The sequence below is a fragment of the Methylobacterium sp. J-090 genome (assembly GCF_022829345.1).
GTDB lineage: Bacteria > Pseudomonadota > Alphaproteobacteria > Rhizobiales > Beijerinckiaceae > Methylobacterium.
Genome location: NZ_JAKSXV010000060.1, coordinates 69,867 through 90,154, shown reverse-complemented (window position 1 = coordinate 90,154; position 20,288 = coordinate 69,867). Strand labels below are relative to the sequence as shown.

The window sequence follows — 20,288 nt, the reverse complement described above, 5'->3', positions numbered from 1 at the left end:
GAGGGAGTCCGCTTCGCTCGGGGATCGGGCGCCCTATATGCCGCGCCGATGACCTTCAGCGCCAGCGATCTCCTCACCCTGACCCGCGAGGGCCTGTACTGCCCCCTCGGCGACTTCCACGTCGATCCGACCTGGCCCGTGCCCCGGGCCCTGATCACCCACGGCCATGCCGACCACGCCCGCGCCGGCCACGGGCGGGTGATGGCCACGGGCCAGACCCTGCGGATCATGGCCGTGCGCTACGGCGAGGATTTTTGCGAGAGCCGGCAGGAAGCCGAGCTCGGCGAAGAGATCCGCGTCGGCGACGTCACCGTCCGCTTCGCCCCCGCCGGGCATGTCCTCGGCTCGGCCCAGATCGCGATCCAGGCGCGGGGCGTGCGCGTCGTGGTCTCGGGCGACTACAAGCGCGCGCCCGATCCGACCTGCCTGCCGTTCGAGGTCATGCCCTGCGACGTGTTCATCACCGAGGCGACGTTCGGCCTGCCGGTGTTCCGGATGCCGGACACCCGGGACGAGGTCCAGAAACTCCTCGATTCCGTGGCGCTGTTTCCCGAGCGCGCCCACATCGTCGGCGCCTACGCCCTCGGCAAGGCCCAGCGGGTGATGGCCCTCCTGCGGGAGGCCGGCTACGACCGGCCGATCTACCTCCACGGCGCCATGGAGAAGCTGACGGAGTTGTACAAGCAGGAGGGTATTCCCCTGGGTGACACCCCGAAGGTGGTGGCGGCCGAGCGCGGACAACTCCACGGCGCCATCGTGCTGTGCCCGCCCTCCGCGATCCAGGACGTGTGGTCGCGCAAATTCCCCGATCCCGTCGCCTCCTTCGCCTCCGGCTGGATGCGGGTGCGGGCGCGGGCCCGCCAGAAGGGGGCCGAACTGCCCCTGTGCATCTCCGACCATTCCGACTGGCCCGACCTCTGCCGCACCATCCGGGAGACCGGGGCCGGCGAGGTCTGGGTCACCCATGGGCAGGAGGACGCCCTGGTGCACTGGTGCGGGACCCAAGGGATCAAGGCCAAGCCCCTGCACCTGCTGGGCTACGGCGACGACGGCGAGGCCGAGCCGGGCGTCGCGGAGGTCGCCGCGTGAACGATTTCGCCCACCTCCTCGACCGCCTCGCCTACGAGCCGCGCCGCAACGCCAAGCTGCGCCTGCTGCAGGATTACTTTTCCCGCGCCCCCGACCCGGAGCGCGGCTTCGCCCTGGCCGCCATGACCGGCAATCTGACGTTTCGCGAGGCCAAGCCCGCGATGATCCGGGGGCTCGTCGAGGCGCGGGTCGATCCGGTGCTGTTCGCCCTGTCGCACAACTACGTCGGCGATCTCGCCGAGACCACGGCGCTGATCTGGCCGGCGCCCGACGTCACGGCTTCGGGCGATGCACCTGCCTCTCGGGTTGCGAGCGGGCATCGCGGGTCCCCACACCTTCCAGGAGAGGGAGAGGGTGAGGTGCGTGAGTTTTCCGGAGAGGTCCCACACCTCACCCCAGCCCTCTCCTTCCAGGAGAGGGAGCCTGTCGCGCCTCACGCCGACACGTCGGGTACCCCTTCGGCATGGGGCGGGTCGGCGCTTGCCCCCCCCGGCCACAACAACCCGCCTCCCCACATCCCGACCCTCTCGGAGGTGGTCGAAACCCTCGCCACCGTGAAGAAGGCCGACTTGCCGGGGCACATCGCCGCCTGGCTCGATGCCCTCGACGAGACCGGGCGCTGGGCGCTCCTGAAGCTCATCACCGGGTCCCTGCGCGTCGGCGTCTCGGCGCGCCTCGCCAAGACGGCCGTAGGGGCGCTCGGCGGCCACGAGGCCGACGCGGTGGAGGAGGTCTGGCACGGCATGGTGCCGCCGTACTTGAGCCTGTTCGCCTGGGTCGAGGGCCGGGCCGAACGTCCGACCACCCTCAACCCCGCCCCGTTCCGGCCGCCGATGCTGTCGCACCCCATCGACGCGGAGACGGACTTCGAAAAACTCGATCCGGCGGCGTTCTCGGGCGAGTGGAAGTGGGACGGCATCCGCGTCCAGCTCTCGGGCGGCCTCGACGAGGCTGGGGTCCAGGTCGCGAAGGTCTACTCGCGCACGGGGGAGGACATCACCCATGCCTTCCCGGATCTGGCGCAGGCCATCACCTTCACGGGCACGCTGGACGGCGAGTTGCTGATTCTGAAGGAAGCCCGCGTGCAGAGCTTCAACGTCCTGCAGCAGCGCCTCAACCGCAAGGCGGTGACCCCGAAGCTCCTGGACGAATTCCCGGCACATGTCCGGGCCTACGACCTCCTCACGGCGCAAGGCGAGGATTTGCGCCCGCTGCCCTTCGCCGAGCGTCGCGCCCGCCTCGAGACCTTCGTGGCCGCCCTCGACCACGCCCGCATCGACCTGTCGCCCCTGGTGCCGTTCGCGACCTGGGAGGATCTGGCCGAGGCCCGCGCCGACCCGGCCGCCGTGGGGGCCGGGGAGGATGCCGACGCCATCGAGGGCGTGATGCTGAAGGCGCGCGACAGCGCGTATCTGCCCGGCCGCCCCAAGGGGCCGTGGTGGAAGTGGAAGCGCGAACCCCACCTCGTCGATGCCGTGATGATGTACGCCCAGCGCGGCCACGGGAAGCGCTCGTCGTTCTACTCGGACTATACGTTCGGGGTCTGGCGCCCCCGCGAGGACGGCAGCCTGGAACTCGTGCCCGTGGGCAAGGCCTATCACGGCTTCACCGACGCGGAACTGGCCAAGCTCGACCGCTACGTCCGCAACCACACCACCAAGCGCTTCGGCCCCGTGCGCGAGGTCGCGTACGGCCTGGAGGAAGGCCTCGTGCTGGAGATCGCCTTCGAGGGCGTGCAGCGCTCGACCCGGCACAAGTCCGGCGTGGCCCTGCGCTTCCCCCGGGTCCACCGCATCCGCTGGGACAAGCCGGCGGCCGAGGCCGACGGGATCGCGGCCCTCGAAACCATCCTGGCCCGGGGGACGAGCGAGATCGCCCCGGGCGCCACCCTAGAGGAGACGGCATGACGCGCGGAGCCAGGATCCTTGCCGGCACGATCGGTGGACTCGACGGTTTTCAGGCCGGTGCCGTGAGCGCCCAGGCGAGCGCCCGCCTCGTGGTCTCGACGCCGGGCCAGGGCTTCACGGACATCACCGCGCGCGTGGCCGAGTTCGTGGCGAAGAGCGGGATCAGCCAGGGCGTGCTGAGCGTGTTCTGCCGGCACACCTCGGCCTCCCTGACGATCCAGGAGAACGCCGACCCCGACGTCCAGACCGACCTGATGACGGCCCTCGACGGCCTCGCCCCGCGCCATTCCGGGTACGTCCACGGCAACGAGGGGCCGGACGACATGCCGGCCCACATCCGCACGCTGGTGACGGATTCCGGGCTGACCGTGCCGGTGCTGGACGGCCGCTTGGCGCTCGGCACGTGGCAGGGGATCTACCTCATCGAGCACCGCGACCGTCCGCACCGGCGGGAGATTGTCTTGGCGGTGGTGGGGGCGTGAGGCGCTCGCTCGACAGGCTCGAAGAACCTTATCCTTCGGACGGCGATCGCCTATGATCGAAATTTGCCGCATGCCCGACTTCGGGCAATGGCTCGATGCTCTGCAAGACCGCCGGGCCGCCGCACGGATCGAAATGCGGATCGATCGCCTGCGTCTCGGTAATCCGGGCGACGTCAAACCCGTTGGTGGGGGGATCAGCGAGATGCGGATCGATTACGGTCCAGGCTACCGGGTCTACTTTCTGGGGCGTGGGAGCGAACTGATCATTCTGCTCTGCGGCGGCGATCAATCGACCCAGGCGAGCGATATCCGAGCCGCGCACGCCCTGGCACATCAGGAGTAAGGCAATACCCCTTGTGACGTTTCCGTACGATACGGCGGAGCACCTCAAGACCGAAGAGGACATCGTCTTCTATATCGAGGCCGTTCTCGAAGATGGTGATCCAAATCTGGTGCGGGATACGATTGGGGTCGTCGCCCGTGCGCGCGCCATGACACAGGTCGCACGCGAGCTTGGACTGCCTCGCGAAGCCCTCTTCAGGATGATCGCGGCCGAGGGAAATCCGGACGCCGACACGGTGGTGAGCGTCCTGAGGGCGCTTGGCCGGCAACGCACGATCGAGCCGGCCATCGCTCCGACACATTGAGTTCGGCTCGGCGTCAGCCCGTCGTCTCCGCCACGAACGCCCGATACCCCTTCGCCCGCAGATCGCAGGCCGGGCACGTCCCGCAGCCGTAGCCCCAATCATGCCGTGCGCCCCGCTCCCCGAGGTAGCAGGTGTGGCTCTCCTCCACGACGAGGTCGACCAGGGGCCGGCCGCCGAGGCTTTCCGCGAGCGCCCAGGTCGCGGCCTTGTCGATCCACATCAGGGGGGTGTGGAGGACGAAGCGGCGGGCCATGCCGAGGTTGAGGGCGACCTGCAGGGCCTTGATCGTGTCGTCGCGGCAATCCGGGTAGCCGGAGTAATCCGTCTCGCACATGCCGCCGACGATGTGGCGGAGATCCCGGCGGTAGGCCAAAGCCGCCGCGAAGGTGAGGAACACGAGGTTGCGGCCCGGCACGAAGGTGTTGGGCAGGCCGTCCGCCGCCATGGCGATTTCGGTATCGCGGGTGAGCGCCGTGTCCGAGACCGCCCCGAGGGCGGCGAGATCGAGGGTGTGGTCGGGGCCGAGGCGGCGCGCCCAGGTCGGGTTCAGGGCGCTCAGGCCCGCGCGCAGGGCGGCCCGGCCGTCGAGCTCGATGCGGTGGCGCTGGCCGTACTCGAAGCCCAGGGTCTCGACGCGGGGGAAGCGGTCGAGGGCCCAGGCGAGGCAGGTGGCCGAATCCTGGCCGCCGGAGAATAGGACCAGGGCGCCGTCGTCGCTCATGGTGTGCTTTTGCCCTGCGGGGCTTCGCTGCCCTCGTACTCGGCCCAGGACATCGGCGTCTCGTACACCTTTACCGAGGACAGGGCCGGCAGGGCCGCCTTGGTGCGCGCCCAGATCCAGGCGGCGATGTGCTCGGCCGTGGGATTCTCGAGGCCCGCGATGTCGTTGAGGCAGTAATGGTCGAGCTGGAGCAGCACGGGGGCGAAGGCGTGCTCCACGTCGAAGAAGTCCACCACCCAGCCGGTCTGCGGATCGACGGCGCCGGTGAGCGTCAGCTCAACCCGGTAGGAATGCCCGTGCATGCGGTGGCAGCGATGGGTCTCGGGCACGTTGGGCAGGCGGTGGGCCGCCTCGAACGTGAAGGCTTGGGTGATCTTCATGGGGCGCAATCTACACGGCTCACTACGGGATTCCGATGATCTTGTGGGTCTGCAGCGACAGGCGCCAGCGCGCGTCGGCCCGGCAATACGCCACCGCCGCCTCGGTGTTGGCGCGCCGCGCCGGCCCGTCCATGGGCTGGAGCCAGTGATGGCGGAACGGCAGATCGGCGAAGTGCGCCGGATCGGCCTCGGCCTCGGCCTGGGGGTAGACCAGCTTCAGCTCGTGGCCGCTGCGCTGCACCAGCGGGTTGCCGGCCTTGGGGCTGACACAGATCCAGTCGATGCCGTCCGGCGCCGCCAGGGTGCCGTTGGTCTCCACCGCGACCTCGAACCCGCGCGCATGCACCGCCGCGATGAGGGCCGGATCGAGCTGGAGCAGGGGCTCGCCGCCGGTGAAGACCACGTAGCGGCGGTGCGGCCCGCCCGTCCACGTCTCGGCGATGGCGTCCGCGAGGGCCTCGGGTGTGGCGAAACGGCCGCCGCCGTCCCCGTCCATCCCGATGAAGTCCGTGTCGCAGAAGCGGCAGGCGGCCGTGGCGCGGTCCTGTTCGCGGCCGGACCACAGGTTGCAGCCGGCGAATCGGCAGAACACCGCGGCCCGGCCCGCCTGCGCGCCTTCGCCCTGAAGGGTGTGGAAGAGTTCCTTGACCGCGTAAGCCATGCTGTCCCCGGGCGCCCGCCGTCGGGTGCGAATGTCTGTCCGCACATAAGCCGGGTGCGGCCGCGAGGCCACCGCTTCGCGCGGGGAGGGGGCATGCCCTGTCCGGCTGGCCTGTGCACCGCGAAAGGCTTCGCCATGCTCTCGCCACGGAGGCCGGGTTTTTGGCGGGGTGATCGGGGCACGCGAGGCCTCGCCGAAGCTTTGCCGTTGCCCTAACGTGTCCGTGTGGTCCGATCCCCATCGGATCGGACCGGACCCTTCCGAGACAGGCCTGATGTCGAACCCCTTGATGAGGCGCCTCGCCCTTGGTTTTTCGGCGTGCGCCGGCCTGCTCGGCGCGAGTGCCGCCGGGGCCGTGACCGCGCCGATCCTCGTGGTCGAGGTCGATTCCGGAAAGGTGATCTACGCCCAGGGCGCAACCGACCCGTGGTTTCCCGCCTCCATCACCAAGCTGATGACCGCCTACGTCGCCCTCGATCTCGTGCGCCAGGGCAAGGTCTCCCTCGATTCGCTGATCACGATCTCGGCCGCCGCCGCCGCCGAGCCGCCCTCGAAGATGGGCTTTCGCCCCGGCACGCAGCTCACCCTCGACAACGCCCTGAAGATCATCATGGTGAAGTCGGCCAACGACGTCGCCTGGGCCATCGGCGAGAATCTCGGCGGCTCCATCGACGGCTTCTCCGCCCTGATGAACGAGACCGCCGCCCGCATCGGCATGCGCGAGAGCCGCTGGACCAACCCCAACGGCCTGCCCGACGCCCGGCAATGGACCTCGGCCCGCGACATGGCGGTCCTCGGCCGCGCCCTCATCCGCGACTTTCCCGACAGCCGGGGCCTGTTCTCGATCTCGGCGATCCAGTTCGGCAAGGCGATCATGGCCAACCACAACGGCTTGCTTGGGCGGTATGCCGGCGCCGACGGCATGAAGACCGGCTTCATCTGCTCGGGCGGCTTCAACGTGGTGTCGAGCGCCACCCGCAACGGGCGCCGCCTCATCACCGTGGTGATGGGCCAGCCGAGCGCCCGCGAGCGCGACCTCAAGGCCTCCGACCTGTTCGATTACGGCTTCGGCCAGTCCACGGGCTGGACCGCCCAGACCCTCGAATCGCTTCCGGCGTCCAGCATCTCCGAGCCGCCGGACCTGCGCCCCTACATCTGCGACAAGAAGAAGCCCATGCCGGTGGACGAGGGTCCGGGCGCGATCGCGGGCAACACCGACAGCTCCAACGCCCAGATCCTCGCCGCCGCCGCGCTCCCGGGCTCGGCCCTGGCGCTCGCCACCCTCAACAACGGCGCCCTGCGGGGCCGCGCCCTGCCGGCCCGCGCGCCGCTCCAGCCGATCCCCGTCTGGATCGGCCGCGATCCGGCCGAGGGCGCCATCGCCCTCAACGCGCAGGCGGAGGCCGACAAGGCCGAGCGCGCCCAAACCCTGGCCGCCGCCCGCAAGGCCCGCCTCGACACCGTCGCGGCCCGCCGCGAGGCGGCCAAGGAGGCCCGTCAGGCCCAGATGAAGGCGGACCCGAAGAAGGTCGATTCGAAGAAGCCCGAGGCGAGGAAGGCCCTGGCGCGCGGCAAGGCCGCCGTGCCGTCCACCGCCAGCGCCTACGCCCCCGTCGAGTCGACGCCGGTGATGGAGGGGGCGCCCAAGCTCAAGGTGAACACGCTCCGCAAGCCCGCCGCCAAGGTGCAGCCCAAGGTGGCGAAGCCCGAAGCCAAGGCGGCGAAGCCCGAAGCGAAGGCGGAGACCAAGCCGGTCAAGGCTGCCGCCAGGCCGGCCGCCCGCTCGGCCAAGGCGGCGGCGGACGAGTAGCGCGGGCCCGGTCCGCCCGGGCGGCGATTGAGCCCGGAGGCCCGCCGGGTTAGGTCATCGCCATGACCGATCCCTCCGCCTCCGTGCTCTCGCCCACCGATCCGCGCGCACCCGCGCCGATCCCGCTCACCGTCCTCACGGGCTTCCTCGGGGCCGGCAAGACCACCCTTCTGAACCGGATGCTGCGCGACCCGGCGCTCGCCGACACCGTGGTCATCGTCAACGAGTTCGGCGAGATCGGCCTCGACCACCTTCTCATCGAGACGGTGGACGAGGGCATGATCCTGCTCGGCGCCGGCTGCCTGTGCTGCACCGTGCGCGGCGACCTCATCGCCACCCTGGAAGACCTGCTGCGCAAGCGCGACAACGGCCGCATCCCGCCGTTCCGCCGCGTCGTCATCGAGACCACGGGGCTCGCCGACCCGGCCCCGATCCTCCACGCCCTGATCTACCACCCCTACCTCGTGATGCGGTATCGGCTGCAGGGCGTCGTCACGGTGGTGGACGCGGTCAACGGCGATGCGACCCTCGACGCCCACCCGGAGGCCGTCCGCCAGGCGGCTGTGGCCGACCGGCTGGTGCTGACGAAGCGGGACCTTGCCGAGGGCGGGACCGAGGCCCTCGAGGGCCGCCTGCGCGCCCTCAACCCCGCCGCCGCGATCCACGGGGCCGACGTGGCGCCGGCCGATCTGCTCTGCGGGTTCTTCGGCCTCGACGGCAAGGGCGCCGACGTCGCCGCCTGGCTCGGAGCCGAGGCGGTGGACACGCACCACCATCATCATCACGGCCACCACCATCACGACGTGAACCGGCACGACGCGGCGATCCGCGCCTTCACCCTCACCTCCGACGTGCCGGTGGCCCGCGCCACCTTCGAGATGTTCCTCGATCTCGTGCGCTCGGCCCACGGACCGAAGCTCCTGCGCCTCAAGGGCCTCGTGGCGCTCGCCGACGCGCCGGACAACCCCGTCGTGGTCCACGGCGTGCAGCACATCGTCCACGCCCCCGTGCACCTCGACGCGTGGCCCGACGACGACCGGCGCTCGCGCCTCGTCCTCATCGTGCGCGATCTCGACCCGGCCTTCGTCTCGGGCCTGTGGGACGCCTTCCTCGGCCGTCCGCGCATCGACGCGCCCGACGTGGCGGCCCTGACCGCCAACCCCCTGGCGATCCCGGGCGGCTGAGCCGCCGCCGGGACCGCGGAAGCGCCCGAAGCCTCAGGCACACCCGGATTCCCGGTCCGGGGCGGACCCGCGCGGCCTCGATCTTGAACCCGTGACCGCAATGGGGCGCCCCCGGGCGCCGGACCGTCCCGCATCGGGACGCGGGTGGGAAATGTTTCACGATGGCGGCACGGCGGTTCACGGTGATCACGGGTGGAGCCTCGGAGGATGCCCCGGGGCTCGACGCGGCGTGTCCGGCCGATCTCCAGTCCTGGCACATCGACCTGTGCCGCCCGGGTCAGGTCGTGCCCGAGGCGGAGGCGGCGTGGCGCGCGCTCCTGACCCGGACGGGCAATTCGGACCCGTTCTGCGACCCCGATTACCTCCAGGCGGCGGCGCAGCACGGGGCGGGCGGGCGCGAGGTGGTGTTCGCCCTCGCCTGGGGCCGGGCGGGGGCGCGGCGCGCGTTGTGCGGCGCGATCCCCCTGACGATGCCGAATCCGGTCTGGGGCCACGGGCGCATCGCCCTGTGGCAGCCGCACGGCCACGCGGTGGCGCCGGTCCTCGAAGCTCCATGCGGGGACGCGGTGCGGGCGGCGCTGCGCGATCACCTCCGGACCCTGCGTCGGGGCGCGACCGTCGACCTCGCCGCGCCGACGCAGGCGGGGACCCGCCCGGTCCTCAGGCCGGTGCCGGACGCGGTCCGCATCCCGGCGCGCAACCTGCTCGACATCGGCGGCGCCGGCGCGTCGCGGCGCGAGCACATCGTCGCGCCGGATCGCATCCGCGACGCCGTGGAGGAATTCCTGATCCTAGACGCCGCGCATGCGGCGGCCCCGATCATCGGCGACCCTTCGGAGGCGGCCCTGGTGCGGGTGGTGACCCGCCTGTTCGCCCGCCGCCATCAGGCCGCCGTCGACCTGACCCGCCGGAACGGCCGCGTCGTCGCCGCCGCCCTGCACCTCGGCACCGGCCCGCACGCCGTCCTCTGGCGCCGGGCCTCCGAGGGGATGGCGGGCACGGGCCGCCTCGACCGCTCGGCCTAGGGGGCCGCCGACCGGCGCCCTCCGTCCCCGCTGCGGCGGTCGGGGGAAACCCGCCCCTACTCGTCCTCGCCGAACTTGTTGGCGAGGAGATCGGTGATCGCCTGCAGGCTGGCTTCGGCCTCCGGGCCCGAGGTCACCACCGCGATGGTGGTCCCTTGCGCGGCCCCGAGGGTCAGCAGGCCCATGATCGAGCGCCCCCCCACCGTCTCGCCCGCGCGGGTGACCGTGACGGCGGCGTCGTAGCGCTCGACGGTCTGGACGAACTTCGCCGAGGCCCTCGCGTGCAGGCCGCGCCGGTTGACGATGGGAAGCACCCGCAACAGGCCGCCCTCGGGGACGGGGGGCAGGGCCTCATCGGAATCCTCGTCGTCGATCATGCGCTTGTCGCCAATCCTCGCCCGCCGGCGCGCCGTTCTGCCGGCGCCGGAACCGTTACACTGGCCTGTAGGCCGTTGCGGCGGCGTAAGGAAGGCAGGCGCCCGGACGCGATCGATCGGGACGCACTTTCCCGGGCGCGCCTTGCAGAACGCCCGTCGCAGGCCGCTACTTGCCGGCCAGGACCCGCGAGGCGACGTTGATGTACTTCCGGCCCGCCTCCTGGGCGTGCAGGACCGCGTCCCCCAGGGGTTCGGCGTCGCGCACGCTGGCGAGCTTGATCAGCATCGGCAGGTTGATCCCGGCCACGACCTCGACCTGCCCGCCGTTCATGCACGACAGGGCGAGGTTGGAGGGCGTGCCCCCGAACATGTCGGTGAGCACGACGACGCCCTTGCCGGAATTCACGCGGCCGACGGCCGTCATGATGTCGAGCCGCCGCAATTCCATGTCGTCCTCGGGCCCGATCGTGATGGTCTCGATCTGCTTCTGCGGCCCGACGACGTGTTCAAGGGCAGCCTTGAACTCCGTCGCGAGCAGCCCGTGGGTGACGAGCACCATTCCAATCATCGACGCGGATTCCAACGCCCTGTGAGCGGAGTCGCCATCTTGTGCAGCGCAAGGTCCAGCGCAAGGTGATCGTGACGTTTTGTGGGCCTGAACGTCATGATCATGCCACGATGGTGGCCCCCGCGCTACGGTCCGTCCACCCCGGGCAGCCGAAGGATCGCCGTGTGGCGCCCGCCCCGTGTCCCCGTCAGGGCATCGAGAACGAGGCGCGGGGCCAGCCCCGAGCGCAGCAGCCGGCGGTCGAGGACGAGGCGCGGCAGGGAGACGCCGAGGAGGTTCGCCGGCGCCGGGGCCTCGGGCAGGCGGGACCCGCGCGCCACGAGATCGACGACGAGACGGAGCGGGGCCGCGTCCGCCCCCGCGACGGCGCGGCAGAGGCCGAGGCCGCGCACCTCGATCCCATCGCGCAGGGCCGGATGGGGCCGGGCCAGGAGGGTGTCGCTCTCGCGAACGAGCCGGATGCGGTCGTCGCCGACGAGGGACGCCGGCAGGGCCATCATGGCCGCCCGGTCGAGGAGTAGGAGGGCGAGGGTCGATTTGCCCGACCCCGAGTCCCCCCGGATCAGCACGCCGGCGCCGTCGAGGACGAGTGCCGTGGCGTGAATCGTGTCCGCGTTCACCGGTGCCTCAGCGCGCCGCCGGCAGGCGCACGGTGAAGCGGGCCCCGCGCACCGTCGGCTCGCCGTCCTCGTCCGCCGGGCCGGGGCGGTTCTCGGCCCGGATGGTGCCGCGATGGGCCTGGACGATCTGGCGCGAGATCGACAGGCCGAGGCCCGAATTCTGGCCGAAGCCCTGCTCGGGCCGGTCGGTGTAGAAGCGCTCGAAGATCCGCTCGAGGGCGTGCTCGGGGATGCCCGGCCCCTCGTCCTCGACGACGAGCTCGACGTCGCCGCGCACCCGGCGCAGGGCCACCCGCACCTTGGCGTCGGGGGGCGAGAACGAGCGGGCGTTGTCGAGGAGGTTGTTGACCACCTGTCCCAGGCGCGAATCGTGCCCGAAGATCGCGAACGGCGCCTCGCCCTCGCCGGCGGCTTGCGCGATGTCGAGCTGGATCAGGGCATCCTTCAGGCGGCGGCGCTCGTTGGCCACCGACACCACGGTGGTCATGAGCTTGTGCATGTCGACCTTGCGCGCTTCGGCCCGCGCCAGCTCCGCGTCGAGACGCGAGGCGTCGGAGATATCGGAGATCAGCCGGTCGAGGCGCTTCACGTCGTGCTGGATGATCTCGAGCAGGCGCCCGCGCGACTCGTCGGATTTCGCCAGCGGCAGGGTCTCGACGGCGCTGCGGAGCGAGGTGAGGGGGTTCTTCAGCTCGTGGGAGACGTCGGCCGCGAAGCTCTCGATGGCGTCGATGCGCCGGTAGAGGGCCTGGGTCATGTCGCGCAGCGCCCCCGACAGGTGGCCGATCTCGTCCGTGCGCCCGGTGAAGTCGGGGATCTCCTCGCGGGACTTGATGCCCAATCGTACTTTCTCGGCCGCGTCGGCGAGGCGGCGCACCGGCCCCGCGATGGCGCCGGCGAGCAGGATCGACAGGACCAGCATCACGGCGGCCGCCACCAGAAACACCTGCAGCAGGCCGAAGCGCTCCGAGGCGATGACCCGGTCGATGTCGCCGCCCTGCGTCGAGAGCAGCAGGGCGCCGCGCACGGCGCTGCCGCGCTGGATCGGCACCGCCACGGACACGATGGTCTCGCCGACCTCGTTGCGGCGGACGATGGTGCCGCGCGCGCCGCCGAGCGCCACCTGCACTTCCTTGAGGCCGTGCCCGCTCGTGGGGCCGACCTCCTCGGTCCGGGCCGGGCGCTGGCCGCCGAGGATGCGGGTCTGCACGAAGTCGAAGACCTGCTCCAGAACCGTCCGCTTGCGCTCGCGCAGGGTGGGATCGCCGCGCCCCGTCTCACCCCGTCCGATCTCGCCGCGCGCCGACAGGGTGCGGGAATCGAACAGCAGGCCGCCGTCGCCGTCATAGACCCGGGCGCGGTTGCCCGTGGGGGTGATGAGGCGGCGCAGGAGCGGCGCCACCCGCTCGGGGTTGAGGGAGAAGGCCAGCGGCGAGGGCTCTTCCTCGGCCTCGCCCGCCTGGAGCTGGAGCAGCTTGTCGGGGTCGATGCGGATGGCGCCGGTGTCGCCCGAGGCCGAGGCCGACGACGCGATGGCGCCGGCGATGATCTCGCCCTGGATCAGCAGGCTCTGGACCCGGGCCTGGATCAGCCCCTGGCGGAACTGGTTGAGGTAGAGGAAGCCGAACAGGAGCGCGAACAGCCCCACGAGGTTGAGCACGACGATCCGTCGTGTCAGGCTCGACGAGGCGCGCTGGCCGATGGCGTTCCACAGGGCGCGGGGCCACTCCACCAGGCGGAGGGGGCGGTCTTCGACTTGATCTGTGGTCGCCACGTCGGTCCGGTTCGATGGGGTCGCGGAAATCTTTTCGGAATGGACCGCCCGGCGGGCTTCGCTCGGGCGGACCCTGCGCCGGGCTCAGCTTTCCTTGAAGCGGTAGCCGACGCCGTAGAGCGTCTCGATCATGTCGAAGTTGGTGTCCGTCACCTTGAACTTCTTGCGCAGGCGCTTGATGTGGCTGTCGATGGTGCGGTCGTCGACGTAGACCTGATCGTCGTAGGCCGCGTCCATCAGGGCGTTGCGGCTCTTCACGACGCCGGGGCGGTGGGCCAGCGCCTGGAGGATGAGGAACTCGGTGACCGTGAGGGTCACGGCCTCGCCCTTCCAGGTGCAGGTGTGGCGCTCGGGGTCCATCATCAGGAGGCCGCGCTCGAGGGAGCGGGCGGCCGCGTCGGCCTCGCGGGCGGCGGCTCCGGGGCCGTCCTTCGGGGCGAAGCGGCGCAGGACCGCCTTCACCCGCTCGACGAGGAGGCGCTGCGAGAACGGTTTGTGGATGAAGTCGTCGGCGCCCATCTTGAGGCCGAACAATTCGTCGATCTCCTCGTCCTTCGAGGTGAGGAAGATCACGGGAAGGTCGGATTTCTGCCGCAGACGCCTGAGAAGCTCCATCCCGTCCATGCGCGGCATCTTGATGTCGAAGATCGCGAGATCGGGCGGGGAATGCTTCAGGCCGTCCAGCGCCGAGGCGCCGTCGGTGTAGGTCTGGATGCGGTAGCCTTCGGTCTCCAGCGCGATGGAGACGGAGGTGAGGATGTTTCTGTCGTCGTCCACGAGGGCGATGGTGGGCATGCGCGTTCCCTACTGCTCGGATGCGGTCCTTGCGGGCGGTGCGCCCGCATCTCCGCATCCCACTCCGAACACACCGGAGCCGGCGAAAAACGCGCTGGCGGCCTGCCCCCAGGGGCGAGGGCCGCATTCGCGCGGAGAGTCAGGCTGTGTAAAGGGTCCCTGCGTAAAAAGCGAGCGGCGTCGCATTGGTGCTTGACTGAGGCCAACGGGCCGCACTCCCGCCACCTCGCAAACCGGACCGTGCCACCGCTATCATCACGTGGCTGAACGGCAGCCGAGACGGGGACGGAACCATGGCGGAGCGCGCGGACCAGACGGGCGGGGGAGGCACGGGCGAGGGAAACCCGGGCGAGCGGCGCGGGCCGGCGGTGCCGCTCCCGGCAGCGGACGCGCCCTTCGACGCCATCGGCCTCGCCCGCCACCTCCTGCGCAGCATCCGCTCCGGGGCGCTCGCCACCCTCGACCCGGAGGACGGCACGCCCTTCGTCTCCCTCGTCACCGTCGCGACGGATGTGGACGGCACGCCCCTGATGCTGCTGTCGCGGCTCTCGGCCCACACCCGCAACCTGCTGGCCGATCCCCGCGCCTCCCTGCTGTTCAGCGCCGGCGGCAAGGGCGACCCGCTCGCCCACCCACGCCTCACCGTGACGGGGCGGGTGACGCAGACGGCCGAGCCGCGCGCCCGTACCCGCTTCCTCGCCCGTCATCCCAAGGCGAAGCTCTACGCCGACTTTCCGGATTTCGGCTTCTTCGCCCTGGAGCCGAGGGCCGGCCATCTCAACGGCGGCTTCGCCAAGGCCGCCGTGCTGACGGCCGACGAACTGCGCCTCGACCTCGCCGGGGCCGAGGCCCTGGTGGCGGGGGAGGGCGGCGCGGTGGAGCACATGAACGCCGACCATCTCGACGCGCTGGCCCTCTACGCCGCCGGCACCGGGGCCGAGCCCGGCCCGTGGCGCCTCACCGGCCTCGACCCCGAGGGGATGGACCTGCTCGCCGGCGACCGCACGGCGCGGGTGCTCTACCCGGAGCCCGTGCGCGCGATGGGGGCCCTGCGCAAGGTGCTGGTGACGATGGCGGCCGAGGCGCGGAAAGGCGCCGCGCCCGGGGCTTGAGGCGAGAGGGAGACTGGACCGCCCACCCCCCGCGCTTGGCGTGGGCAACCCACGCTGCTATCTGCGGGCGACCCGTTTCCCTTACCCTTGAGGCCGTGCGCCGGGCCCGTCCCACGACGAGGGGCCGCGCGCGCCGGAGATCGCACCCTCGATGACCACGTCGCCCATCGACAACATCCGCAACTTCTCCATCGTCGCGCATATCGACCACGGCAAGTCGACGCTGGCCGACCGGCTGATCCAGACCACCGGCACCGTGGCCCTGCGCGACATGAGCGAGCAGATGCTCGATTCCATGGACATCGAGAAGGAGCGCGGGATCACCATCAAGGCGCAGACCGTGCGCCTCGAATACCGCGCGGCGGACGGCAAGGACTACATCCTCAACCTGATGGACACCCCCGGCCACGTCGACTTCGCCTACGAGGTCTCGCGGTCGCTGGCCGCCTGCGAGGGCTCCCTGCTGGTGGTCGATGCGAGCCAGGGTGTGGAAGCGCAGACGCTGGCCAACGTCTACCAGGCGCTCGACGCCAACCACGAGATCGTCCCCGTCCTCAACAAGATCGACCTGCCGGCGGCCGAGCCCGAGCGCATCCGCGCCCAGATCGAGGAGGTGATCGGCATCGACGCCTCCGAGGCCGTGGCGATCTCGGCCAAAAGCGGTCTGAACATCGAGGCGGTGCTGGAGGCCATCGTCACCCGCCTGCCGCCGCCGAAGGGCGACCGCGACGCGCCCCTCAAGGCCCTGCTGGTCGACAGCTGGTACGACGTCTATCTCGGCGTCGTGGTCCTCGTGCGCATCGTCGACGGCGTGCTGAAGAAGGGCATGAACATCCGCATGATGCGGGCCGACGCCGTTCACGGCGTCGACAAGATCGGCGTGTTCCGGCCGAAGATGGCCGATATCGGCGAGCTCGGCCCCGGCGAGGTCGGCTTCTTCACCGGCTCGATCAAGGAGGTCGCCGACACCCGCGTGGGCGATACGCTCACCGAGGACAAGCGCCCGTGCAAGGAGATGCTGGCGGGCTTCAAGGACGTGCAGTCCGTGGTGTTCTGCGGCCTGTTCCCCGTGGACGCAGCCGAGTTCGAGACCCTGCGCAGCGCCATGAGCAAGCTGCGCCTCAACGATGCGTCGTTCTCGTATGAAATGGAGACGAGCGCGGCCCTGGGCTTCGGCTTCCGCTGCGGCTTCCTCGGCCTGCTCCACCTCGAGATCATCCAGGAGCGCCTCGAGCGCGAGTTCAACCTCGACCTCATCTCGACGGCGCCCAGCGTCGTCTACCGCCTGCAGATGACCGACGGGACGACGAAGGAGCTCCACAACCCGGCCGACATGCCGGACGTGATGAAGATCACCAGCATCGAGGAGCCGTGGATCCGCGCCACCATCCTTACCCCGGACGAGCATCTCGGCGGCGTGCTGAAGCTGTGCCAGGACCGGCGCGGCGCCCAGGTCGATCTCAACTACGTCGGCAAGCGCGCCATGGTCGTCTACGACCTGCCCTTGAACGAAGTGGTGTTCGATTTCTACGACCGCCTGAAGTCGATCTCCAAGGGCTACGCCAGCTTCGACTACCACATCTCCGATTACCGCGAGGGGGATCTGGTCAAGATGTCGATCCTGGTGAACGCCGAGCCCGTCGACGCCCTGTCGATGCTCGTCCACCGCACCCGCGCCGAGCATCGCGGCCGCGCCATGTGCGAGAAGCTGAAGGACCTCATCCCCCGCCACCTGTTCCAGATCCCGGTCCAGGCGGCGTTGGGCGGCAAGATCATCGCCCGCGAGACCATCAAGGCCCTCTCGAAGGACGTCACTGCCAAGTGCTACGGCGGCGACATCTCGCGCAAGCGCAAGCTCCTCGACAAGCAGAAGGAGGGCAAGAAGAAGATGCGCCAGTTCGGCAAGGTCGAGATCCCGCAGGAAGCCTTCATTGCTGCGCTGAAGATGGACGATTAATCCACATGGTCAGCAATCAAAACATTGGCCGGAGCGGCGAAAAGGCATTCAGTCGTCTGTGCTCCGATACAGACTTAATATGCAATCCATCGTTGGAAGATGATGCAGGATGGGATTTTTTCGTACAGTTTCCGTTAGATGCCGGCTTTCGCGACACGTTGGATAAGCGTCCGGCATCGCTTTGTGCCTTTGTCCAAGTTAAAACTTCAACACGGGATATAAGGTCTGTCGAAATTAAATTAAATAATGCGGAGAGAATGGCCACTGAAGTAAAGCCCGCATTTATTGTTGTAGGTAGGTTAGACAAGCAATCCGGCCGCATTTCTTTCACTATGGGCCACATTGGCCCAACGGCAATTGCTTTTATATTGCGGGAACTGAGAAAGATCTCGGTATCCTCCCCAACAGAGCGAAAAATCAAGAAAATTTATCTTCCTATTTCTGTCCTAGATCTTGATTTGATTGCTTGTCCCAGTGATGTCGCTGCAATAATAAGGAAGCATAGCCATAATAATTTAGAGGAATATATAAAGAGTAAAATTAGCCTTGTTGGAAGTATTGGTTACAAGTCAGATGCGTATACAGGAAAATTTAGTATCAGCGGCGAATGTGGGCAAGATCGATTGGTCGCGCTTATGCTTGGTGAGATAGAAGAACTTGAAGTAAGTAACTTTGAGTTCAGCGAGACGCGATTTGAAATTACTGTGACAAAAGAGATATCTAAATCAGCTATTATGAGAGCTGAGCCAAGCTGCAATATTGCTGCAATAGTTGTATTTTTCAATGAGAAGCTCGGACTTCGAGCGGAATATTCTGCGTCTGTAAGAATTCCAAATATTCCGAACTTAGAATACGAAAAATTCCGAGTAAGAATCGAACATGATTTATTTGCTTTTTCGGTAGGAGGTGTAGGCGTTTCGAATTGGAGATTCAGCCCAAACTGGAACTTATGCGAACAATGGGCGAACTTAAAAAATAACGTTACTTTGGTGCGAATGCTATCCGCAGGTGGGTGTGAGATCGAATGCTTCATCGACGACGAGCGGTTCATCCATGGGGATTTGCGTACCGAGAATTTTGCGAGCGATGATATTGAAGATTTCCACGTTGCCGTTCGTGCGGTGGAACGCTTATTCGACAAAGTGCAGAATAGAAATAAGATAATATTCTCCATAAATGAATTTTTTCATTTTATGAAATCGAATAGAACGATGTGTTACATGGTCGGTCGTCAAAAAAACCATAAGCTATTAATCACATCGACCATAAATGAAAAGCCCCCGGTGGCCCCTAAGGATGCTAAATTTGTATTTCCAATGATATTCTCCTGCGGCAAAAAATTACTGGCGGTTTCTATTGTATCAGAAGGTCCAGTTTTAATTGATGGCAAAAAAATTAAGTTATCTGCGTATAAGACCTATCCGAGAGATTGCGAGGTCTTTAAAAGTCGCCACCAGTGCATTCAGTATTTGAAAATCTCCGCAAGGAACTTTTGCGATGCCTTGCCCGATGATGATTTTACTGTAATAGACCGTCGGATTTTTTTGAAGAAAGATGACTCAAATCATCTTCTATCAATTTAATAGACTTTTAAATTCGGAGGTTGCAGTCCTAAATTTGTATTGTAGTACAAGTTAAGCTGGCAATTTTAATCCCGCCGACCGCGCCAATTCCCGCGTCGCCTCGCCCAATTCCCGCCCCTGATCCCGCAACTGCCCCGAGGTCGTCCCAAGCGTCTGCGACTGGACCAGGGCCTCGTCCGTCGTGGCCCTGAGGGCGTCGAGGTGGTGGGTCGCCGCGCCCAAGGTGGTGCGGACCTGGGCGACGCCGTCGGCAATGCGGCCGGCGGCTTCCCGGTGGGCGCCGCTCACCCGGAGAATGTCGCCGGCGGTGCCCTGCACCGTCTCGATCTCGGTCCGCACCCGGGACAGCGAATCCGTCGAGCGGGCCGCACCCTGGCGCAGGTGCTCGATCTGCGTGCCGATCTCGGCGGTGGCCTGGCTCACCCGGTTCGACAGGGCCTTCACCTCGGCGGCCACCACGGAGAAGCCGCGCCCGGCTTCCCCCGCCCGGGCCGCCTCGATGGTGGCGTTCAGCGCCAGCAGGTTGGTCTGGCGCGCGATGGTGCCGATGAGGTCGCTGATCCGGCCGACGCCGGCGATGCGCGCCTCGAGCTCGGAGAACACCCCCACGGCCTCCCCGAGGCGGGCGGCCGAGCCGCCCGCCAGCGTGCCGACCCGCGCGGCGTGGTCCCCGGCCTCCCGCGACAGGGCCACGAGGTCCTCGGCCGACCGGGCCACGGTGTCGATGTCGTGGGCGGCCTCCGTGGCGGCGCGGTCGACCTCGCCGCGGCGCGCGTCCACGGTCTCGGCGACCCGGAGCGCGGCCTGGGCGCCCGCCTCCACCCCCACCGTCGTGCCGGCGAGGCGCTGGCCGATGCCGTCGAGCGCCCGCATGAGCGCGGCGACGCGGCTGCGCTGGGCGTGCTCGGTCAGCGCCAGGGCGAGGCGGTCGGCGACGTAGGCCATGAGTTCGAGGAGGTCGGGCTTGAGTTCGGCGGTCTCCCGCGAAAAGAACTCCAGGACGATCTCCACCCCGTCGCCGACGCGCACGGGGAACATGAAGCAGCCGCGCACGCCGTTCCGGCGGGCGGTGCCGGCCCGGACGAAGCCCGGCAGCACCGTGCAATCCGGGCAGCTCACCGGCGCCCCGCTCGCCGCCACGCGCCCGACGAGGCCCTGGCCCGGTGCGAACACGGCCTGCTCCGAGGCGGCCACGAAGGCGTCCGCGTGGCGGGGGTCGCCCGACGGCGCGAGGTGCCACACCCGCATGGAGGTCATCCCGCCCCGCGCCCCGGCGCCGTCCCCGGGCAGGCGCCGATAGGCGTGGGCGATGGGCCAGCCGGTGAAGCCCGCGACGATGGACAGGCACGACGCCGTCGCGGCCTCGGGCGACGCCGCCTCGGCGCAGGCCCGCGAGACGGTGTTGAGGAAGGCGAGGACGGAGCCGAGATCCTGCGGCAGGGTCTCCGCCGGAGCGGCCCGCGACGGCCGGCCGAGCCGCCGCAGGCGCGCGAGCGGGTCCGTCTTCACCGAAGGGGTCGGGCCGGCGCCCATGGAAGAGCTTCTGACGGACACGTCTTCGGTGCTTTCGATGGGCCGCACGATGCTTCCGCAGAT

The 20,288-nt window shown here is 68.5% G+C and carries 20 protein-coding genes; 11 read left to right on the top strand and 9 right to left on the bottom strand.

Annotated features, from left to right (window positions below; all coding sequences use genetic code 11):
* Window positions 1-48: 48 nt before the first annotated feature.
* The 5 genes from MKK49_RS08555 to MKK49_RS08535 are packed head-to-tail and all read left to right on the top strand — an operon-like array spanning window position 49 to window position 4,125.
* Window positions 49-1,089: a ligase-associated DNA damage response exonuclease gene (locus MKK49_RS08555; RefSeq protein WP_244027761.1), complete on the top strand. Its 1,041-nt coding sequence runs from the start codon at window positions 49-51 to the stop codon at window positions 1,087-1,089.
* The gene (locus tag MKK49_RS08550; protein ID WP_244027712.1) at window positions 1,086-2,996 is read left to right on the top strand and encodes a cisplatin damage response ATP-dependent DNA ligase; all 1,911 of its coding nucleotides are present in this window, start codon (window positions 1,086-1,088) and stop codon (window positions 2,994-2,996) included. Before MKK49_RS08555 ends, MKK49_RS08550 begins: the two co-directional genes overlap by 4 nt.
* Window positions 2,993-3,478 (top strand): secondary thiamine-phosphate synthase enzyme YjbQ, encoded by a 486-nt coding sequence (locus MKK49_RS08545; protein WP_244027710.1) that lies wholly within the window; start codon window positions 2,993-2,995, stop codon window positions 3,476-3,478. Before MKK49_RS08550 ends, MKK49_RS08545 begins: the two co-directional genes overlap by 4 nt.
* A 52-nt stretch (window positions 3,479-3,530) precedes the next feature.
* Complete coding sequence (locus MKK49_RS08540) at window positions 3,531-3,821, top strand: type II toxin-antitoxin system RelE/ParE family toxin (protein WP_244027708.1); 291 nt, start codon at window positions 3,531-3,533, stop codon at window positions 3,819-3,821.
* 13 nt (window positions 3,822-3,834) lie between these two features.
* Window positions 3,835-4,125, top strand: coding sequence for an addiction module antidote protein (locus tag MKK49_RS08535; protein ID WP_313899151.1), 291 nt, complete (start codon window positions 3,835-3,837; stop codon window positions 4,123-4,125).
* A 13-nt stretch (window positions 4,126-4,138) separates the two neighbouring features.
* Here the strand turns inward: MKK49_RS08535 and queC are convergent, their stop codons facing one another.
* From queC to queE, 3 genes are read right to left on the bottom strand one after another with little or no spacing between them, the layout of a single operon-like run.
* Window positions 4,139-4,846: a 7-cyano-7-deazaguanine synthase QueC gene (gene queC, locus MKK49_RS08530; protein ID WP_244027706.1), complete on the bottom strand. Its 708-nt coding sequence runs from the start codon at window positions 4,844-4,846 to the stop codon at window positions 4,139-4,141.
* On the bottom strand, window positions 4,843-5,226 hold the full coding sequence (gene queD / locus MKK49_RS08525) for a 6-carboxytetrahydropterin synthase QueD (RefSeq protein WP_244027704.1): 384 nt from the start codon (window positions 5,224-5,226) through the stop codon (window positions 4,843-4,845). The genes queC and queD overlap by 4 nt, the downstream gene beginning before the upstream one ends.
* Window positions 5,227-5,248: 22 nt before the next feature.
* Window positions 5,249-5,887 carry a 7-carboxy-7-deazaguanine synthase gene (gene queE, locus MKK49_RS08520; RefSeq protein ID WP_244027702.1) on the bottom strand — a complete coding sequence of 213 codons (639 nt, stop codon included), beginning with the start codon at window positions 5,885-5,887 and terminating at the stop codon, window positions 5,249-5,251.
* A 274-nt stretch (window positions 5,888-6,161) separates the two neighbouring features.
* Here queE and MKK49_RS08515 point away from each other — a divergent pair, with 274 nt between their 5' ends.
* The 3 genes from MKK49_RS08515 (at window position 6,162) to MKK49_RS08505 (ending at window position 9,906) form a co-directional block, all read left to right on the top strand.
* Window positions 6,162-7,697, top strand: a complete 1,536-nt coding sequence (locus MKK49_RS08515) for a D-alanyl-D-alanine carboxypeptidase family protein (protein WP_244027700.1) — start codon at window positions 6,162-6,164, stop codon at window positions 7,695-7,697.
* Between the two features lie 62 nt (window positions 7,698-7,759).
* The gene (locus MKK49_RS08510; RefSeq protein ID WP_244027699.1) at window positions 7,760-8,881 is read left to right on the top strand and encodes a CobW family GTP-binding protein; all 1,122 of its coding nucleotides are present in this window, start codon (window positions 7,760-7,762) and stop codon (window positions 8,879-8,881) included.
* 161 nt (window positions 8,882-9,042) lie between these two features.
* Window positions 9,043-9,906: a hypothetical protein gene (locus tag MKK49_RS08505; protein ID WP_244027698.1), complete on the top strand. Its 864-nt coding sequence runs from the start codon at window positions 9,043-9,045 to the stop codon at window positions 9,904-9,906.
* Window positions 9,907-9,962: 56 nt separating this feature from the next.
* On the opposite strand, the gene MKK49_RS08500 is transcribed toward MKK49_RS08505, so the two are convergent.
* The 5 genes from MKK49_RS08500 to MKK49_RS08480 form a co-directional block, all read right to left on the bottom strand.
* Complete coding sequence (locus tag MKK49_RS08500; protein ID WP_244027697.1) at window positions 9,963-10,283, bottom strand: HPr family phosphocarrier protein; 321 nt, start codon at window positions 10,281-10,283, stop codon at window positions 9,963-9,965.
* A gap of 166 nt (window positions 10,284-10,449) precedes the next feature.
* Window positions 10,450-10,851, bottom strand: coding sequence for a PTS sugar transporter subunit IIA (locus MKK49_RS08495; protein WP_056087142.1), 402 nt, complete (start codon window positions 10,849-10,851; stop codon window positions 10,450-10,452).
* A gap of 125 nt (window positions 10,852-10,976) precedes the next feature.
* Window positions 10,977-11,471, bottom strand: a complete 495-nt coding sequence (locus tag MKK49_RS08490) for an HPr kinase/phosphorylase (protein WP_244027696.1) — start codon at window positions 11,469-11,471, stop codon at window positions 10,977-10,979.
* Window positions 11,472-11,478: 7 nt separating this feature from the next.
* On the bottom strand, window positions 11,479-13,245 hold the full coding sequence (locus tag MKK49_RS08485) for a stimulus-sensing domain-containing protein (RefSeq protein WP_409565039.1): 1,767 nt from the start codon (window positions 13,243-13,245) through the stop codon (window positions 11,479-11,481).
* A gap of 84 nt (window positions 13,246-13,329) precedes the next feature.
* Window positions 13,330-14,040 (bottom strand): response regulator transcription factor, encoded by a 711-nt coding sequence (locus MKK49_RS08480; protein ID WP_244027695.1) that lies wholly within the window; start codon window positions 14,038-14,040, stop codon window positions 13,330-13,332.
* 293 nt (window positions 14,041-14,333) lie between these two features.
* Here MKK49_RS08480 and MKK49_RS08475 point away from each other — a divergent pair, with 293 nt between their 5' ends.
* From MKK49_RS08475 to MKK49_RS08465, 3 genes are all read left to right on the top strand, one after another.
* The gene (locus tag MKK49_RS08475; protein WP_244027694.1) at window positions 14,334-15,152 is read left to right on the top strand and encodes a HugZ family protein; all 819 of its coding nucleotides are present in this window, start codon (window positions 14,334-14,336) and stop codon (window positions 15,150-15,152) included.
* A 151-nt stretch (window positions 15,153-15,303) separates the two neighbouring features.
* Window positions 15,304-17,109 (top strand): translation elongation factor 4, encoded by a 1,806-nt coding sequence (gene lepA, locus MKK49_RS08470; RefSeq protein WP_244027692.1) that lies wholly within the window; start codon window positions 15,304-15,306, stop codon window positions 17,107-17,109.
* A 5-nt stretch (window positions 17,110-17,114) separates the two neighbouring features.
* A complete protein-coding gene (locus MKK49_RS08465) occupies window positions 17,115-18,692 on the top strand; it encodes a hypothetical protein (protein ID WP_244027690.1) in 1,578 nt (525 codons plus the stop codon).
* Between the two features lie 51 nt (window positions 18,693-18,743).
* Here the strand turns inward: MKK49_RS08465 and MKK49_RS08460 are convergent, their stop codons facing one another.
* On the bottom strand, window positions 18,744-20,225 hold the full coding sequence (locus MKK49_RS08460) for a methyl-accepting chemotaxis protein (RefSeq protein WP_244027689.1): 1,482 nt from the start codon (window positions 20,223-20,225) through the stop codon (window positions 18,744-18,746).
* Window positions 20,226-20,288 lie beyond the last annotated feature (63 nt).